The 17579-nt window shown below is 38.9% G+C and carries 15 protein-coding genes; 1 reads left to right on the plus strand and 14 read right to left on the minus strand.

Translation table 11 applies throughout. The features are described 5' to 3' along the window. Positions 1–16: 16 nt before the first annotated feature. From ESZ48_RS10925 to ESZ48_RS10955, 7 genes are all read right to left on the minus strand, one after another. On the minus strand, positions 17–1198 hold the full coding sequence (locus ESZ48_RS10925) for a glycoside hydrolase family 27 protein (protein ID WP_129017519.1): 1182 nt from the start codon (positions 1196–1198) through the stop codon (positions 17–19). Positions 1199–1214: 16 nt separating this feature from the next. Next, positions 1215–3305, minus strand: coding sequence for a GDSL-type esterase/lipase family protein (locus ESZ48_RS10930; RefSeq protein ID WP_129017520.1), 2091 nt, complete (start codon positions 3303–3305; stop codon positions 1215–1217). A 33-nt stretch (positions 3306–3338) separates the two neighbouring features. Beyond that, positions 3339–4034, minus strand: a complete 696-nt coding sequence (locus ESZ48_RS10935; protein ID WP_129017521.1) for an LrgB family protein — start codon at positions 4032–4034, stop codon at positions 3339–3341. After that, positions 4027–4428 carry a CidA/LrgA family protein gene (locus tag ESZ48_RS10940; RefSeq protein ID WP_223266422.1) on the minus strand — a complete coding sequence of 134 codons (402 nt, stop codon included), beginning with the start codon at positions 4426–4428 and terminating at the stop codon, positions 4027–4029. Before ESZ48_RS10940 ends, ESZ48_RS10935 begins: the two co-directional genes overlap by 8 nt. A 141-nt stretch (positions 4429–4569) precedes the next feature. Then, positions 4570–5694, minus strand: a complete 1125-nt coding sequence (locus ESZ48_RS10945) for a sialidase family protein (RefSeq protein WP_129017522.1) — start codon at positions 5692–5694, stop codon at positions 4570–4572. Positions 5695–5714: 20 nt separating this feature from the next. Continuing rightward, positions 5715–6488 (minus strand): creatininase family protein, encoded by a 774-nt coding sequence (locus tag ESZ48_RS10950; RefSeq protein ID WP_129017523.1) that lies wholly within the window; start codon positions 6486–6488, stop codon positions 5715–5717. Positions 6489–6490: 2 nt separating this feature from the next. Continuing rightward, on the minus strand, positions 6491–7657 hold the full coding sequence (locus tag ESZ48_RS10955; protein WP_129017524.1) for an AGE family epimerase/isomerase: 1167 nt from the start codon (positions 7655–7657) through the stop codon (positions 6491–6493). 130 nt (positions 7658–7787) lie between these two features. On the opposite strand from ESZ48_RS10955, the gene ESZ48_RS10960 reads away from it, so the two are divergent. Continuing rightward, positions 7788–8507, plus strand: coding sequence for a FadR/GntR family transcriptional regulator (locus ESZ48_RS10960; protein ID WP_129017525.1), 720 nt, complete (start codon positions 7788–7790; stop codon positions 8505–8507). Here ESZ48_RS10960 and ESZ48_RS10965 read toward each other — a convergent pair. The 7 genes from ESZ48_RS10965 to ESZ48_RS10995 all read right to left on the minus strand — a co-directional run bounded on the left by ESZ48_RS10965 (position 8488) and on the right by ESZ48_RS10995 (position 17574). Continuing rightward, positions 8488–8946: a YhcH/YjgK/YiaL family protein gene (locus tag ESZ48_RS10965; protein ID WP_129017526.1), complete on the minus strand. Its 459-nt coding sequence runs from the start codon at positions 8944–8946 to the stop codon at positions 8488–8490. The two genes, ESZ48_RS10960 and ESZ48_RS10965, sit on opposite strands and share 20 nt — an antisense overlap. 77 nt (positions 8947–9023) lie before the next feature. After that, a complete protein-coding gene (locus ESZ48_RS10970; protein ID WP_129017527.1) occupies positions 9024–9929 on the minus strand; it encodes a dihydrodipicolinate synthase family protein in 906 nt (301 codons plus the stop codon). Positions 9930–10407: 478 nt separating this feature from the next. Further along, the gene (locus ESZ48_RS10975; protein WP_129017528.1) at positions 10408–11910 is read right to left on the minus strand and encodes a RagB/SusD family nutrient uptake outer membrane protein; all 1503 of its coding nucleotides are present in this window, start codon (positions 11908–11910) and stop codon (positions 10408–10410) included. A gap of 11 nt (positions 11911–11921) precedes the next feature. Beyond that, complete coding sequence (locus ESZ48_RS10980; protein WP_129017529.1) at positions 11922–15188, minus strand: SusC/RagA family TonB-linked outer membrane protein; 3267 nt, start codon at positions 15186–15188, stop codon at positions 11922–11924. 407 nt (positions 15189–15595) lie between these two features. After that, positions 15596–16312 (minus strand): SDR family oxidoreductase, encoded by a 717-nt coding sequence (locus ESZ48_RS10985; protein WP_129017530.1) that lies wholly within the window; start codon positions 16310–16312, stop codon positions 15596–15598. A gap of 2 nt (positions 16313–16314) precedes the next feature. Beyond that, positions 16315–16794 (minus strand): carboxymuconolactone decarboxylase family protein, encoded by a 480-nt coding sequence (locus ESZ48_RS10990; protein WP_129017531.1) that lies wholly within the window; start codon positions 16792–16794, stop codon positions 16315–16317. A 381-nt stretch (positions 16795–17175) separates the two neighbouring features. Beyond that, on the minus strand, positions 17176–17574 hold the full coding sequence (locus tag ESZ48_RS10995; RefSeq protein ID WP_129017532.1) for a plastocyanin/azurin family copper-binding protein: 399 nt from the start codon (positions 17572–17574) through the stop codon (positions 17176–17178). Positions 17575–17579: the final 5 nt, after the last annotated feature.

Below are 17579 nucleotides of genomic sequence, written 5' to 3' on the forward strand. Positions count from 1 at the left end.
CTTGGCTTTAGTGCTGTTATTTTGACAATCTGAAAACGATCACATCACGAGATGGCACATCTATCGTCATTGAAGCATCCGTAGAACCAACAACCTCATTCGTCCAAAGATCTTTTAATTTATAGTCGCCTTCAAAATCCTTGATCTTGATGTTAGCCCAATTAATTTCAAAATTTTTATTTGTAATTTCTCTATTAAAAAAGCAAATCGCCATATCTCCATTGGCCAATGGCTTTTGCCAAATTTCAAAGTTGCCAAAATCTTCAATCTTAAACCCTTGCTTGCCCAAAACATCTTGATTTATGGCAATCAGTTCTTTATTGGTTAAGATTTTTTGATCAATTTCAGTCATGTCTCTCAAATCGTTGCCCGCCATTAAAGGCGCTGCCAACATGCACCACATACTGAAATGTGCCCTGGCTTCATTTTCTGGCATATTGTTATTCCCAACGGCCAACATATCCGGATCGTTCCAATGTCCAGGACCCGCATATTTTTCCAAACCTACCTGCATATCCACCAAGTCTGACCATCCATAAAGATTGCCCCAAATATTACCATCGTATCTAGCTTCCATATCAATATCCAAAGTCGTTCTCCAAAGGTGACCTACATCTTTTGCCCATTCCCAAGGTTTATTTTCGCCCCACTCGCAAATGCTAAAAACAATTGGCCGCCCTGCTTTAAAAAGCTCATCCCTCATCAATGTATAGGAAGTTATGGCATCTTGGCCTTCTGTAAAGCACCAATCGTACTTTAAATAATCAACATCCCATTTTGCGTAAGTTTCAGCATCCTGACGTTCAAAACCTTTACTTCCCGGTCGGCCAGCACAAGTTTTAGTTCCCGCATCAGAATAGATTCCAAATTTCAAGCCTTTTGAATGGACATAAGCCACCAAGCTTTTTATCCCCGACGGAAATTTTTCTTTATCCACTAGGATATACCCATTTTCATCACGGCCTATTTGCCAACAATCGTCGATCACGATATACTCATAGCCAACGTCCTTAAATCCGCTGGTAATCATAGCATCTGCCATTTCCTTTATAACGGTTTCATTCACGCCGTCGCATTGAAAACTGTTCCAGCTATTCCAACCCATGGGCGGCGTCATTGCCAAATTATCGAATTTTTGAGCGGCCATTTCCTTAGAGAAAAAGAACGCGACCAAGAGAAAGAGGAGGTTTGTTTTCATAACATTGATTTTTTATTTATTCTATACAATTTGAAAATGTTGATGCAGGCAAGCCATAACTATTGACTAAATTTCCATTCGAAAAAGGCGTATACCCATATTTTACGTATCTGGGATTTTTAATTTCTGGTGACCATACCTGTAAAGTTCCATTTACTATTTTTGTTTGGGCAGGCACAAATACTTTATCGGCGTTGGCGATAAAAACATCTTTTACTGATGGACTGTTTAGCGCTTTTAAACCTTCGCCATATTTAAAATGAACTTCAAGCGTGTTGCCAATGACGTTCACAAAATCCAAAAGCGGTCCAGAATAGCCAATCTCAAAATTATAATCGTTATGAAGTGCTATTTTTGATAAACGCTGCCCAACAATCCACTTTTTTATTGGATGTACGTCTTTTTCATTGCCAACATCATAGCTCACCGCCATTCCCGTATTTGGAATGTCCAACAAGCGTCTTTGCGAATCCCGAAAACGCCCCCAAGTTGATCTGTTAAGACTGCTTAATTGAACGTAATAAAATGGCAGATTTTCATTCTGAAAATGACTACGCCAATCGGCGACCAACATTTTAAAAAGTTTTGAGTGCAGATCCATGTGGTCGGCATTGGATTCTCCTTGATACCAAATCAGACCTTTAATGTTATAATCCCTGATGGGCATCACCCCCGCGTCAAATAAAATGGTGGGCTGATAAGGATGCCTAGCTTTGATTTTAGTTTTGGAATGATCTTCCATATTGAGCTCAATTCTTTCAGCAACCCAAGTATCTACCATCGGATTTAAACGCATATCATTTAGCAGATTAACAGTTTCATGTTGCTTTTCCATAGATTCCCTACTGATCCAACTTTGTGTAGGGGAACCGCCAATGGCATTACAAATAATTCCCACGGGAACATTCAATTTTTTCTGAAGTGTATACCCAAAGGCATAGGCCACAGCTGAAAAGCTTTCGAGATCCTTCGCATTGGAAGTGGTCCATCCGGAAGATTCAAAATAATCTGCCGCATTGCAATTTTTAAGTTCATCGGCGCTAAACTTCTCTCCTGACAGTGTTTTTCCGTCCATAGAAAACAAAAACACCTGATCATTTAAAGAATCTTTTAGTACGGTAGCGGCACTTTCCATATCGCGTACCATAAAATCCATGTTGGACTGTCCCGAAGCGAGCCAAACCTCACCCAGATATACGTTTTCTATTTCAACGGATTTGGTAGGTGTGGAAAATTTCAACGGATAAGGACCGCCAGCTTCCATAGGCGGAAAACTCAGATTCCACTGGCCATTAAAATCGGCTTTTACCAATTTCGTGTCGTTGTTAAATTGAACGGTTACGGTGTCATTATAATTGGCGGTTCCATTAAAACTAATGGTATCATGTCTTTGTAGCACCATGTTATCGCCATAAAGCAACGGCAGATTTAAATCGCCATAATCTCCAGTAATTGCACTAAACACTTTACTGGCGATAATCTGTGCGCCTTCTTTAGTGGGATGTAAATTATCAGGGAAATATTCCGGAAACCGATATAAAGGCTCGTGTAAATCAATCAAGTCGACAGATGCCTTTTTAGCAATAGTTTCAATTTTCGACTGAATTTCCTTAAAATTTTCGCGCATGCCTTCTTCAAACCAATGATGCCCAGAAAAAGTAGGGGTCATTTTACAAATGATGACTTTTGGTTTTGAAGGCAGACTTTTATAAACAGCAATCATATCGAGGTAGTCCTGTTCAAATTCATCTTTATGATTTGGCCAGTTATTATTCCCTTGATCATTCAAGCCTAAATGGATGATGACGATATTGGGCGCAAAGTCTTGAGATTTCTTAAATTCCGTTGTATCCCAATAGGATTTATGACCGTTTCTTAACATGGTCGCACCAGAATGTCCAAAATTACCAACCTCATAATCGGTGCCCAATAACAGTTGCAGTTGCGCCGGATAACTATGTTCTTCCGGATCTTGAATGCCAGCACCAAAAGTGACACTATCTCCTACGCAGGCGACTTTTATTTTATTTTGCGAATGGATTGATGCCGAAAAAAGCAACATCAAGGAGAGGAGCAAAATCTGGAGAACTTTTAAAGTTGACTTCATTTTAAAACGGTATTATAAATGGGATTCCTAAATTCATCCTAAGATCCAAATTACGACATACGGCGCAATCAGCGTGGTCAGGATACCATTGACGCACATGGCCAATCCGCTATAAGCCCCGGACAAATGGCCTACTTCCAACGCTCGAGCGGTTCCGATGCCATGGGCTGCTGTTCCTAAAGCAGTCCCCATTGCGGTCTCGCTTTTAATCCCCACAAGTTTTAAAAACCCCGGACCGAAGGCATTTCCAAAAATACCCACCGCAATCACAACCCCGGCCGTTATGGATGGAATACCTTGTGTAATCTTCGTTATTTCAATGGCAATAGGTGTTGTAACGGACAGTGGGACGATCGATTTGATGATGACATCAGGAGCGTTCATGACCACTGTAATTAATGACACCGAGAAAATACTTATGATTCCGCCACAACAAACTGCCAATAAAAAAGGATAGATATTGTGTTTGATCAATTGGTATTTCTCAAAAAACAAAACGCCAAGCGCCACAATGGATGGTCCCAAGAAAAAACTCAAAACCTTTCCGCCCTTGTTGTAATCGTCAAAACTAATGTCCATGACCACCAAGAACAAAATAATGAGGGCTATAGCTACTAAAACTGGATTAAATAGAACAAATTTTATTTTTGTTCTTAAAGTTCGTGCGCTAAAAAAAGCTATTAAAGTAATGACAATCCCAAAAACTGGAAGTTTATAGAGCTCAGTCATGTTTCTCTAGTTTTTGTTGAATGAGCGCGGTCACATATAAAGTAATCAACGTACTTAATCCCGCAGCAACACACAAAATGACCCAATACAAATTTATAAAATCAAAATAAGACATGAGTCCAACACCGAAAGGAATAAAAAACAACACCAAATAGTTCAATAAGGTATCAGAGGCTGGTTTTACCCATTCCAGTTTTATGAGTTTCAATTTCAACGCAATAAAAATCAAAACCATTCCCAGAATATTCCCAGGGATAGGGATTTCAATAAAATATTTTATCAATTCCCCCAATCCAAGGAATAAAAACAAGATCAAGAAAGCTTTGAGCAATTTTATACCTGTATGGAGTACACGCTTATTTTTGAAATTAACCTTAAATGATTTAATAGTCATTTGAAACTTTTGAGATTTTCAAGTATAGATTAATTTTGATTTGGATTCATCTGGTTTGGGAATGATTAGACCTGACAGGTTTTCCTCCTTCGGCGGACAGGTAAAAACCTGTCAGGTCTAAAAAGGTCCAGATTTCAGAACTTATTTTTTAGCTTTCTTATAACTATCCTTGCCATCCGTTAACCAATCCAAAGAAAAGCTTACAAACGGATTTTTTGTGTACTCGTCTTGTTCAAAAAACAAACCGATATCGCCATTAGCAAGAATGGTCATGTCTGAATAGGCTGATGAACCCTCGTAAATGGTTTTACCTTCGGTCCAAGTTTTACCTTCATCGTAACTAACGCGTACCGTCATATTGACCCGACCTTTTTCAGATTTGGCATTTGAAAAAAGAAGTCTGTTTTTGTCGTAACCATCTTTTGTATCTGTGTATCGAATGATACTGGCATTACATCCTGGATCAATTAATTCTGGCGCCTCTTTAGTGGTCCATGTTTTGCCTTCATCAGTTGAGGTGTGCACATAACGCATGCCTTTTCCGTTGACTCTTGCATTGATCATTAAGCTTCCATCAGCAAGCTGGATGACTTTTGATTCATCTGCAGGCTGGATAGGCGTGTCAATAAAATACCAAGTTTTACCGTGGTCATCACTTCCAAACAAATGCAGTCCGCTATTTAAATTCACCATAGTGTGCAATAATTTTCCTGAACGGGTTTGAATGCCTCTACCCGACGTAATGAATTTGAAGTCCTTATGCCATTCAGGTTTTGCAATTTGAGAGGTGATATCTTCGGGCTTGCTCCAAGTTTTACCGTTATCGGCACTTTTTACAACGTGTAGATAATAAATATCTTTTTCGGTGTCCAAATTCATAAAATTGTAGAACAGGAAGATTTCATTGGTCACGTGATCTACGATCAAGGAAGGATCGGACGCCGATTGTCCATCAGGGAAATCCACTACCGTTTCTATATTGGACCAAGTTTTACCATTGTCAGCGCTTCGTCTTATGATAATATTGATGTCTCTACTCCATTTTAAATCGCCACAACCTGGAACACGCTCGTCAATAGCTGCGATAACATCGCCATTTGGAGCGGTTATGATGGCCGGGATGCGGTAACATTCTACGCCCTCAGTCATAGAGGTATTGAACAAATCTTGAAATACCGGTGCTCCATCGGTGGCAGCTGTATTTTGGGTCTTTATACCGCAATTAAGAAGGAATACTGAAATGAGTACTACGATTAGGTTTTTCATATTTATAGACTTTAAATTATTTATTCGTACATATTATAAAGGTCTGCATGATGCAATTCTTCAAAAAATTCAGCCACATTTTGGGTCACCACTTCTAAAAATGCTGCGCCCTTATCTTTGGTGGCCAGCTTTGGGTTTCCCACACCTGTATCTTCAGTGACATGTGTCCATTGGCGTTGTGCACTCACCCAACCTTCTTTAAGACCTTTGATTTTAAATTGTTTTGCACTTCCATCTCCTGCTTGATCCAAGGGCATCACCAAATGCGGTGCAATATGTTGCATGGCAGAGGTTTCTAATTCTCCGGCGTGATCTCCCGGTTCATCAAAATAAGCAGATGCATTGGCCGCTTGCCACCAATTAATTGAACACACAAAAACTTTTGGAAATTCTAAACTTAATTCCCGGATCATTTGTTTAAAATTGTTGCCCCCGTGGGAATTGATAATGACTAATTTCCTAATGTCATGCACGTTTAAAACCTCAACAATATCTTTTAAAACCGCATATTGTGTGCTGGGGTTCATATTCATACATAACGAAATATCCATTTGACCTGTATTGACACCAAAAGGAATGGTTGGCAATACGATGACTTTCGCCTTTTTGTTCCAAGCTTTTTCTGCAGCGGCAATAGCGACATATTCTGCTTGAAAATTATCAGTGGCATACGGTAGATGATAATTGTGGGCTTCAGTAGCGCCCCAAGGTAAAACGGCAACAGTAAAAATTGTTTCCTTAACTGATTTCCAGTTGGTTTCTGCCAAAACGTACGGTCTTAAGGCTTTTTTCATTTTTACTGATTTGATTTATTTTCTATACGTTCAAAAGTTTTCCAACATTGGTACATTGCTCTTGGAACGTGGAAACAGCCTTTCCATTTCCCACCTTTCAAATCTAACAATACGTCACCTTGTCTGTTTAAATAGCCAAACCATTCGCCGTTTTCAGGGTCTGAAAAATTTGACCAAGCATAGTTATGAACTTTTTCATACCACTCCATAAGCTCTTTTCTTCCTGTGTGTTCATAAGCTTTAGCCAATGCCACCAAGGCTTCCAAATGCACCCACCAGAGTTTTTGATCCCATTCCAATTGTTGTGGCGGCTTCCCAAGGGCATCCATGAAATAAAAAATACCTCCATGTTTTTCATCCCAACTATATTCTAAAATCCGCAGAATGGTATCTGCAGCCTTTTCAATAAGTTTGGAATCTTTTCTTCTAACGCCAATATCAATCATAAACCACATGGCCTCAATGCCATGGCCCGGATTTAATAAACGTCCATTAAAACTATCCTCGTGTGAGCCATCAGGACGGACAAATTCATAGATAAGACCCGATTTTTTATCCAAAAAGACATTCATGACTTCATTAATACTGAAATCGATGGTTTTATTAACCTCATCTTCATCTAAAACACCTTCAAGTTCCAATACTAAATTAGATAAAATCATTGGTAGGGAAAAACTTTTTAAGGGTCTTTCTCCGGTCGATTTTTCATAAGATCCTTTCGGATTATCCTTCTTCTTCAAAATATTGAGATAGGTCTGCTTGGCGAGTGCCTTCACATCTTTATCACCAGAAGCAATGGCGTACTGGCTAAAAGCCATAGCCGCAAAACAATCAGAAAAAATATTATAAGGCTGCACTAAAGGTTTTCCTTCTTTTGTAGTTGAGAAATAGAAGTTGCCATCCTTATCCATACCATGTTCGATAATAAAATCAATGCCATGTTTGGCAATCTTCAACCAATTCTCATTCTTTTCAACGGTATTATAAAGCATGGAAAATGTCCAAGCCTGTCGGCCTTGGAGCCACATGAACTTATCCGTGTCATAAACTTTCCCATTTTTATCCAAGCAGGTAAAATAGCCGCCATGTTCTAAATCGATGGCGTTTTTTTCCCAAAATGGAACAATATCATTTAGAAGTGTATTTTTGTAGAGTGATGCATATTTCATTTAAATAATATTTCTTAAAAATTAAACGCATTTTATTCTCGTAAACAATTATATTTACGTAATATGTTATACATAATACAAACTTAATGAAATTAGAATTATAAATTACATTTGCACAAATTAAATTAGCATGAAAAACCGCGTAGGCCTCAAACCGTTAACCAATTTAAGTTTAGTTGACAAGGTAGAAATAAGTATTACAGAATATATCAAATCCAACAAGCTTGAAGTGGGCGACACAATCCCGAAAGAGATGGAGTTTGCTGAGGCACTTGGGGTGAGCCGGACGGTGGTTAGGGAAGCATTGACCAGACTTCGCACCATTGGGATCATCGATTCCAAAAAACACAAAGGCATGGTCCTTTCACAGCCCGATTTTATTGAAAATTTCGCAAAAATAATGGAGACCAATTTGGTGGGTGATGATACCTTAAAGGATATTTTTGAGCTGCGTTTAATTATGGAAATGGGCATGGTCGATTTGGTTTTTGCACGAAAAACAGACGAAGACCTCGTGGAGCTTGGTGAAATTGTTGACCAAATGGAAAAAGGCAAAACAGAATCTCACGTTTTTAGCCTGAAAAACGAGGTTGCCTTTCATGGTAAGCTCTACGAGATGTCGGGAAATAAAACCCTACACAGACTTCAAAACATCTTGCTTCCGGTTTTTCAGTATGTTCATGACCACAAATTGGATGATGCTAAAACGTATATGTACAAAAAGAAATTTGTAACGCATCGTGAACTGTTGAACTATCTTAAAGAAGGAAATAAGGAAAAATTCAGAAAGGGATTGGCGCGACACTTAGAACCCCATTTTGACAGGGTGCTTAAGAATGCTGAATTTTAACCTTAAATACTGCTTTTTTCACATTTGAAGGCTCGCCAGTAGTGATATCCGGCATGTGAATATCGTCTGGAAAAAAGATAGCGAACATGCCTTTATTCACCGTAATAATGTCATACCGTTCATCAAACAACATATAGTCGTCAACAGCATCATACTCTTTTTTAGGCGCTTGACCGGTATGCATCGTGACCCCCATCTGCTCGACACCTTCAACAATATATTGAACATCAATATATTCACGATGTGATTCCAAAAGATCCCCACCTACTTTTTTGGTCAAGTACTCCTTAAAAATGACAAAAAGATTATGTCCTTCAATCTCGTGTTTGCCCATAGGCAAATCATTGAAATTGGTTTTTTCAATATAATTTAAAGCCTTTTCAATCCCAGGATGGATGCCTTTATAAAGGTTTGCATTTTCAATTTTGTCAAGTATCATAATACTATGTTTTAAGATAAAAAACCAAGCTCAAATATTAATTCAAGCTTGGTTTCTTTCAAAGTTAAAAACTGCTACTAACCACTCAAATGCTCTAATAATCCTAGGGCATCCAATTCTTTTTTAATGCCATTGTAAGCATCGTCTCCTAAAGTTGTATGCGGAAATCTGCTCGGTCCACAGTCAATCCCAAAGGTTTTCATAAAGCCTTTTGCAACGCCGTTAAACCCGCCGTGGGCATCCAAAATTTCAACAAAACGAATGGCTTTTCTTTGTAATTCTGCTGCTTCGGTCATTTTCCCCGCTTCAAACAATGTTTTTATTTTATAGTATAAAGGTGCCATGTGATTGTAAGTACTTCCTACCCATCCATCTGCTCCCAATGGCAAACTCGCAAGGAAAATCTCGTCAAATCCGAATAGGATATTGAACTTTCCATCTTCAAAATGTTTGCAATGCATGAAATCAATTAAATTGTTATTGGTGAACTTGATACCTTCCAAATTCGGGATTTCTTTGGATGCCACTTTTAGAAAGTCGAGCATATTTAAGTTCGCACCACTTAAAACTGGAATATGGTAGTAGTAAAACGGTAAGTTAGGTGCACATGCGGCGACCTCCTTACAATAGTGAACCAACTTTTCTATAGTGTTCAGTTTAAAGTAATACGGTGCCAAAACCGCTATGGCATCCACCTTATCAGCGGCGTGGGTTGCCAAGTCCATGGACACTTTCAAACTTGGGTCGCCAACGTGATCGATGAGATAAAGATCTGACGTTTTATTTTGAGACCAAGCTGTGGTTATTTCTTTCCGTTCTTCTGTAGATAATGATACAAAATCTCCAGTGGAGCCATTCATAAAGACGCCCGCGACTTTATTTCTGACCAAAAACTTACTATACTCCGAGATGATACTTGTGTTTAATGAACCATCAGGGTGCAAAGGCGCATAAGTAGCTGCTATTAAATTCTTTATCTTCATATTTTCTAATTTGTCGTAGATTTTATTTTAAAATTGGTGAAATTAGTAAAACTTGTTATTCCGATAGCAATCGCGATTGGGATTAGTTCCACCATCAAAACTCAATGCGCTTCGGTTGTGGGTTTTGCCTGCCTGTCCGCAGACAGGGGTTTGGATCCCGCCAAAAGGCGGGATTAGTTCAACCATCAAAACTCAATGCGCTTCGGTTGTGGGTTTTGCCTGCCTGTCGGCAGACAGGGGTTCAGATCCCGCTAAAAAGCGGGATTAGTTCAACCATCAAAACCCAATGCGCTTCGCTTTTGAGTTTTGCCTGCCTGTCGGCAGACAGGGGTTTAGATCCCGCTAAAAAGCGGGATTAGTTCAACCATCAAAACTCAATGCGCTTCGCTTTTGAGTTTTGGGTTTCACTAAAAAAAAAGAGGGTTGAGTTTTTTAACAAAACCCTCTTTTTCGGCTAACTCTAACAAATTCACTCAACTTAATTATAACCCGGAGATTGGTCCAACAATGGGTTTCTTCCAATCATATCCTGGGTAATCGGTAAAATTAATTTATACTCATCACCAGGATTTAAAAAACTAATGTTATCAAAGACAAAACTATTTCCAGCGCGTCGTAAATCCCACCATCTTTTACCTTCTCCAATAAATTCTTTGTAACGCTCATTTAAAATAGCGTTGGCGTTGGCTGTTGGTGTGCTGTTAACGTAGGCATCTGCAATAGTATAATTTGTTCCTAAAGCTCTTGCGCGAATTTGGTTAATCTCTCCTGAAGGATCTTCACCTAAGAAATTTTTCGCTTCTGCCAATAATAAGAGCACATCTGCATATCTATATAAAGGAAGGTTATTTTCAAAAATACGTGTTGAACCATCTACTCTTCCAAAAAACTTATTAAATATGGAACCAAAGTATTTGTTCGCGTTATAATTAGGATATCCTAAGCCGCCATTGTTGTCAGTATACAATCTGATAAAAGAGGCATCTTTTCTACTGTCCCTATTATCATCTAACAACAAAATGGTTTTTTCAGACTGTCCATAGCGGTTAGCACCATCAATAATAAAATTGGTCATCGCTTGGCCTGCGTCATTAAATTGTGGATTGACTTCTGTACTTCTACCCGTCAAACTATTATAAAAATTCTCAGCTTCATCTTGTTTATAATCTAAGGCAAAAATAAATTCGCTATTGCCTTCATTATCTACACCCCACAATGTTGAAAGACTAGGCTCCAAGCTTATTCCAAAGGAAGCGATTTGCTGTAAAGCCGTTTTGGCCTCGGTAAAATCAGCAGTGCCACCTCCAAGTAAATTTCCAGACCAAATATAAACATCACCTTTAAGTGCTAAAGTTGCCGCTTTTGACCAAAATATTTTTTTACCTTCCCAAAAGCTATCATCCGATCCGAATGCGCTTAAAGACGCTGCCAAATCAGACTTGATTTGCGCCATGACGTCGGCTTGAGGTGATCTTGGCTTACTTAGACCAGCAGGGTCTATTTCCTCGAATGGCTCTAAAATAATTGGCACAGCGCCCCATGTTTTTAAAAGGGTGTAATAATAAAAAGCTCTTAATCCGTAAGCTTGGCCCATTAAATGACTCTTTTGAGATTCGTTAGTGAATGGTACATCTGGCACATTCACAATAAAATCATTAACTCTATGAATTCTAAGATAGAGCCCACCCCAGCCACCAAATGGGGCTGTGGAAACCGTTATATTGGATTCGATCAAGTTTTCGTTAAAAGGCGACTCAAAAGTACGTCCTCCCCAAATATCACTTCTCATCTCTCCTAGTAACCATAAGTTACTTGCTGATGCTCTTATATTGGCATACAAGCCTGTTTGTGCAGTTTTAGCACCTTCTTCAGTACTCCAAAATCCTTGTGCCGTTAATTCGCTTGGACTTGTCAATTCAAGTACGTCCGAACACGCACTGAAGGTCATTACAACTATCAATATGTATATATACTTTTTCATTTTCTAAAAATTTAAAACGTTACGTTAAGACCTAATGTAAATGTTCTTGGCACTGGGAATGCTCCAAACTGTACCCCACCGATTTCAGGTGTATCACCGGTCATACTCTTAAAGTAATGTAGGTTAGTACCCGTTGCGAAGATGCTGAATCTCTGAAAAACACCTTTAAAATATTCAGTTGGTAAGTCATAGCTCAGGGTGACTTCACGCAATGCTAAGTAGTCTCCTTTTTCCCAGAATTTTTCGTTTCCATAGTTCTGAAGACCAGCAAAATCTTCCGCACCTCTCCATACGTTCTTTGTTCCGTTAACGAAAACAAAACGAGGCCAATCGGTATTGGTATTGGTTGGCGTCCAAGAATCTCCAACTACTACTGGTTGGGCCAAGTTACCTTGGGTTTGACCGTAGCCTTTATTGTTGATATGGTTCCATACTAAATGTCCGGTTGCAAAATCTGTTTTCACAAATAGATTAAAGCCTTTATATTTTAGACTCGTGGTGATCCCTCCAACAAAATCAGGAGTAGTTCGTCCGATCACTTTTCTGTCGAGACCATCAATAACCCCATCGCCGTTTTGATCTTTCCACTTCACATCTCCAGCCCAGCGTTTGTTGCGGCTTGCGACTGGCATATAACTGTCTGTAATGCCATTATCAGCATCGGCTTCCGCCTGAGTGGCGTAAATACCTTGCTGTTCAAAAGCCACTACCAAATCATGACCTGATCGTTGGCCTTCTTGATAACCACCTACCCATTCTTCCTGGCCAGTTGCTGGATTCCAAATGAGTGTACCACCTTGTCTGTTTAAAGGGTTATCATTTTCAGGAAGATTGATGACATAATTTTTATTGACTGAAAAAGTAGTCCCCACATTCCAGGTTAAATCATTATTTCTAATAATATCTCCATTTATCTGCATCTCAAAACCTTTGTTTCTGATGGTTCCGTTATTTGTTAGGATACTACTAAATCCAGTATAGTAAGGCAAGGTCAAATTGGCCAATTTATCTTTAATGTCTCTCGAATACACATCGGCAATTATAGAAAGTCTATTATCAAAAAACGACACATCCAATCCAACGTTCAAGGTGGTTGATTTTTCCCATACCAAATCTGGCGTTGGCAAAAGTGTTTTAGCATATCCAGTTTGACCATTGTAGATATAAGGAACATTTGGATCTTGCCCGTAAATTCCATAAACACCATAATTCGTTAATACATCCTGGTTACCGTTGACTCCATAACTTAATCTTGGTTTCAATCTAGTTATAATATTGTTAATTGAAGAACCCTTAAAAAACTCTTCGTTGTGTACATTCCATCCCGCAGAAACTCCCGGGAAAAAGTCGGATTTATTATTTCCTAATCTTGAAGATCCATCATATCTATAAGTAAAACCAAATAAATAGCGGTCATCATAGTCATATAGCACACGTCCAAATGTGGACACAATCACATATTCTGTTTCAAAACTAGACGGAACACCATCTGCTTCTGCTGCGACGTTGAGCGTATAAATTAAATCTGACGGAGAAATTCTGGTGCCAGCTTTGCTATTAAAATAGTTGTCCTTAAAATACTCTGCACCGACCAAGACATTAAAGTTATGGTCTCCAAATTTTTTCATATAATTTAAAGTCCCAGTCAATTGATTTCTTAGAGTTCTTTGAAGTTCTACCGATGCTTCACGCGTCGTTCTCAATACACTTGTATTGCTTCCGGTGCGGTAAGCTTTATTGAAATTCTCATAATGATTGTTCACTGCAAAGTGGCTTCCTGTGATGGATAAGGTCAAGTCTTTAAAAAGTTCCCAGTCAATCCCAACAGAGGCCGACAAACGCTGCTCTAAGTTTTCTCTGATAAATTTATCTTGGTAATAAAGTGGGTTTCCAAACCCTTGATTTTGACCCGGTGCATATTGATCTGACCAAGTACCATCAGCATTACTATCGTAAGTTCTTGACGTTGGTGCTTGACCTTGAAACCGTCTAAACACAGTATCATCGCCTCCTAAAGGTCCTCTGTTTAGGCTGGAGTGTGAGTACAAAATACTTGAATTAACTTTAAAGTTATCCATGATTTTATAAGAACCAGTAAATTTGCCCGAGTATCTTTGAAATCCAGAACCTAGAGTCAAACCGTCGTTATCCAATGCTCCCAAACCTAAGTAATAGGTTCCATTCTCGTTTCCACCATCAAAAGACAAATAATGATCTTTTGAAGAACTATTTTGATAAATACGATCGGCGATTTCCGTAGCGTCATAAAATAAAATTTCCTGACTTGGATTTAATATATCTGGAATAGATTGCCATCCTGGTTGATTCAATAGATAGCTATTGGCTGATGATAAAATTTGTGTGGTAAAAGGATCGTTGGTGGCATTGTTACCAGTTCCCATACTATTTGCTCCCGTTAAAAATGCTCCAAAAGCATTTGGATCGCCTACAGCTTGTCGGTACCAACCGATAGCTTGTCTGTTATAGTTGATATGATCTTTAGCACCAAGATATTTTTGGTCGTTTCTTTCGTGGTTAGAGCTGTATTTATAGCGGTAATTGATAGAAGATTTCCCAACCTTGCCTGATTTGGTAGTTACCAAAATAACACCATTGGCAGACCTTGCTCCATAAATGGCGGTTGCAGCAGCATCCTTCAATACTTCAATGGACTCAATGTCGTCTGAGTTTAAAGCATAAAATGAGCCCGGAATACCATCTATTAGTATTAATGGTTCACCTTTACCGTCAAAAGTAGTACCTCCACGCAAAATGATTTGTGGTGTAGAACCTGGTTGACCAGTCTGGTTTGTTACTCTTAAACCTGCAATTGTTCCTTGAAGGGCCGTTGCTACGTTAGAACGGGTTGACGTTTCTAAAATTTGCGTATCCAGCTTTGAAACTGACGTGGTCAATTGCGATCTGCTCTGTTTACCATAACCTGTAATAACAATTTCGTCCAACATTGCAGTATCTTCTGTTAACGATACATTAATTGTGGTCTGGTTGGCTACAGTAACTTCATTCGTTTTGAACCCCACAAAACTAAATACAAGAACAGCTCCCGTATTTGCATTAATGGAATAAACCCCATCAAAGTCTGTGGTAACTCCGGTACTCGTTCCTTTAATAATGACCGTGGCTCCAGCCAACGGCAATTGATCTCCGGATGAAATTACCGTTCCCGTGATTGCTTTCTCCTGGCCAAAACTTAAAGTTGGCAAAGCAAAAAGCAAAATAAATATCATATAAATGATATTGGAATCTCTTTTTCTCATATTAAACAATTTGAATTAGTTAAAATTGGATCGTTAATGTCTAAAAGTATTATGTTATACATAATGCAATATTATTAATTTAATTTCATCTAACAAAGAATTTATTTAAGAAAGTTTTAACGTGAAGCGTTAAAATTTGCTCATTTACTTGAGAAACTGCAGTAAAAGCCCGAATTGTTAAGCATACGGCACTTTATTTTGTCAATATGGAAATCCTCGAAAATTTTAAAATAAATTCAAGATCTTTGGGTAAGTCTTTAAAGTGACCTATTTAACCGAAGCATGTGAAATTGAAATGCCTACTGATTCCAAATTTTGCCTGAAACCAAAAACAGCTTTAGAAGTACAAGCCATAGACCAGCATTGTATTAGGTGAAGAAAAAAATAACGAGAACTATCCCCCTTGGTTATTTTTCAGGATCCTTAGGGTTTAACGGACGAATCGTAATATCGCTAATCAGCATATTGTCCGGCGTCTGTAGAAGGTGCACCACAGTATTTGCCAAATCATGAGGTTGTAACATATTTGTATGTGCCGCGATGCCTGAGCTTTCAAAAAAATGGGTATCGATAGAACCAGGATTAAAGCAGGTGACTTTGATATTAAAAAACCGAAGTTCCTTAAACAGCGCATCGGTGAATCCTTGAACGCCATATTTTGTAGCGCAATAAGCAGCACCTTCTGCCCTGCCCATACTTCCTAAAATGGAACCAATATTTATAATATGAGACCCTTCTTTTTTCTTTTTCAGCAGACTGGCTACTTGAGAAGTGATATAATACAGTCCATTTAAGTTGGTATTGATCATGGCAGCCCATTCTTCCGTTGGCATCTCGTCTATTTTACCAAACGAACCCGCTCCAGCATTATTTATAAGAATATCGGGGCCATTGTTTTCTGAAAACGTCTCGCTGACCCAACTTTTTACTGCTTCATAATTGGAAATATCCAATGGAACAGGGATAAATTGGGCTCCCAACCTTTTTTGTAGTGTATGAAGTGCCTGTGTATTGCGCGCAAGACCATAGACCTTTGTTCCATTCTGAATTAAAGTTTCTGAAATTGCGGCACCAAGCCCACCGCTTGCTCCCGTTACTATTGCCGTTTTATTATGAAGATCCATAGTTAAGTTTTTAATGAAGATGATACGGTTTTATTCGGATTATAGCTTCCTGGCTCTACCCGAAAGCCAATGGCCAATCGGTTCCAACCATTGATGGCAACAATGGCCATGGTTAAGGCCACAACATCTTTGTCACTAAAATGTTCGGTAACCTCTTGATATAAGGCATCTGACATCTCGTTTTGAGAAATGAGGGTCATGGCTTCCGTCCAAGCCAGTGCAGCACGTTCGCGTCCTGTATAAAACGGCGTTTCCTTCCAAGCAGATAAAGCGTAAATACGCTGCTCGGTTTCCCCGGCTTTGCGCGCATCCTTACTATGCATATCCAGGCAATAGGCGCACCCGTTTATTTGTGAGGCACGCAGTTTGACCAGTTCATATAGACTGTGTTCCAATCCAGAACCAGCCACATACTTTTCCAATTCCAGCATTCCTTTTAAAGCTTCGGGGGCTACGGTTTGGTAATCCAATCGTTTTTTCATGACTGTTTAGATTATGTAGTTTATAACTAAGTTTTCTACTATAATATTTTTTGCAGGAAAGAAGAAGTTGACTATTGTTTCTGAAAACCTCATACCTCATTGTCACGACATTATTGGTGTCATAAATGGCTGACTAAATTTACAACATCGATGGAAAAAAACCATTTAAATAAACGGAATGCTTACAAAATATAGTGAACACTGAAATAGAGCAATGACATTGACTGATTTCCTGCCAATATTACTAAGAGGATAACCATCTCATTTTTATCTTATGTTCCGTTTGGATTTATGTTCTCACAAAAAACGACCCTTTCCGATTTTTGCAGAAAAAGGTCGCATTAAGCTGCCATAAAAAAACCGATCGTTATCCCAATCTGTTTAGGGATCCACAATGATCTTTCCTTTCATGGTGGGATGGATACTGCAATAATAATCGAAGGTTTCGTCTATCTTCATTTCCCATGCTCCGTGCCTTGCCAGAGTACCGGAGGTCCATTTATCCTCAGGAAAATCCGTCACATTATGGGCTACGATATCATTATTTATCCAGAGTACTGTTTCTCCTTTACGAACGTGCAGCTCACTAGGAGTAAATACCATATTTTTAATGATTATGGTATCCACAACCTTAAAAACCTTGCCCTGATCAATCGGCAATAAAGTGCTCGAACTCAAATGACCTTCTTCCGTTTTAGTTTCAACGAAAGAACTGTGCATGACAAACACTACTCCAATTGAACACAAGAGTAACACGTTCCATAGTCTTCGGATTTTCATGATGT

The organism is Gelidibacter gilvus (assembly GCF_004115975.1).
In the GTDB taxonomy this organism is placed as follows: domain Bacteria; phylum Bacteroidota; class Bacteroidia; order Flavobacteriales; family Flavobacteriaceae; genus Gelidibacter; species Gelidibacter gilvus.

Coding starts and splice junctions, on each gene's coding strand:
- ESZ48_RS10940 (WP_223266422.1), bottom strand. CDS start 4,428: ATGACTATTAAATCATTTAAGGTTAATTTCAAAAATAAGCGTGTACTC.
- ESZ48_RS10960 (WP_129017525.1), top strand. CDS start 7,788: ATGAAAAACCGCGTAGGCCTCAAACCGTTAACCAATTTAAGTTTAGTT.
- ESZ48_RS10930 (WP_129017520.1), bottom strand. CDS start 3,305: ATGAAGTCAACTTTAAAAGTTCTCCAGATTTTGCTCCTCTCCTTGATG.
- ESZ48_RS10925 (WP_129017519.1), bottom strand. CDS start 1,198: ATGAAAACAAACCTCCTCTTTCTCTTGGTCGCGTTCTTTTTCTCTAAG.
- ESZ48_RS10975 (WP_129017528.1), bottom strand. CDS start 11,910: ATGAAAAAGTATATATACATATTGATAGTTGTAATGACCTTCAGTGCG.
- ESZ48_RS10935 (WP_129017521.1), bottom strand. CDS start 4,034: ATGACTGAGCTCTATAAACTTCCAGTTTTTGGGATTGTCATTACTTTA.
- ESZ48_RS10985 (WP_129017530.1), bottom strand. CDS start 16,312: ATGGATCTTCATAATAAAACGGCAATAGTAACGGGAGCAAGCGGTGGG.
- ESZ48_RS10990 (WP_129017531.1), bottom strand. CDS start 16,794: ATGAAAAAACGATTGGATTACCAAACCGTAGCCCCCGAAGCTTTAAAA.
- ESZ48_RS10995 (WP_129017532.1), bottom strand. CDS start 17,574: ATGAAAATCCGAAGACTATGGAACGTGTTACTCTTGTGTTCAATTGGA.
- ESZ48_RS10970 (WP_129017527.1), bottom strand. CDS start 9,929: ATGAAGATAAAGAATTTAATAGCAGCTACTTATGCGCCTTTGCACCCT.
- ESZ48_RS10945 (WP_129017522.1), bottom strand. CDS start 5,694: ATGAAAAACCTAATCGTAGTACTCATTTCAGTATTCCTTCTTAATTGC.
- ESZ48_RS10950 (WP_129017523.1), bottom strand. CDS start 6,488: ATGAAAAAAGCCTTAAGACCGTACGTTTTGGCAGAAACCAACTGGAAA.
- ESZ48_RS10965 (WP_129017526.1), bottom strand. CDS start 8,946: ATGATACTTGACAAAATTGAAAATGCAAACCTTTATAAAGGCATCCAT.
- ESZ48_RS10980 (WP_129017529.1), bottom strand. CDS start 15,188: ATGAGAAAAAGAGATTCCAATATCATTTATATGATATTTATTTTGCTT.
- ESZ48_RS10955 (WP_129017524.1), bottom strand. CDS start 7,657: ATGAAATATGCATCACTCTACAAAAATACACTTCTAAATGATATTGTT.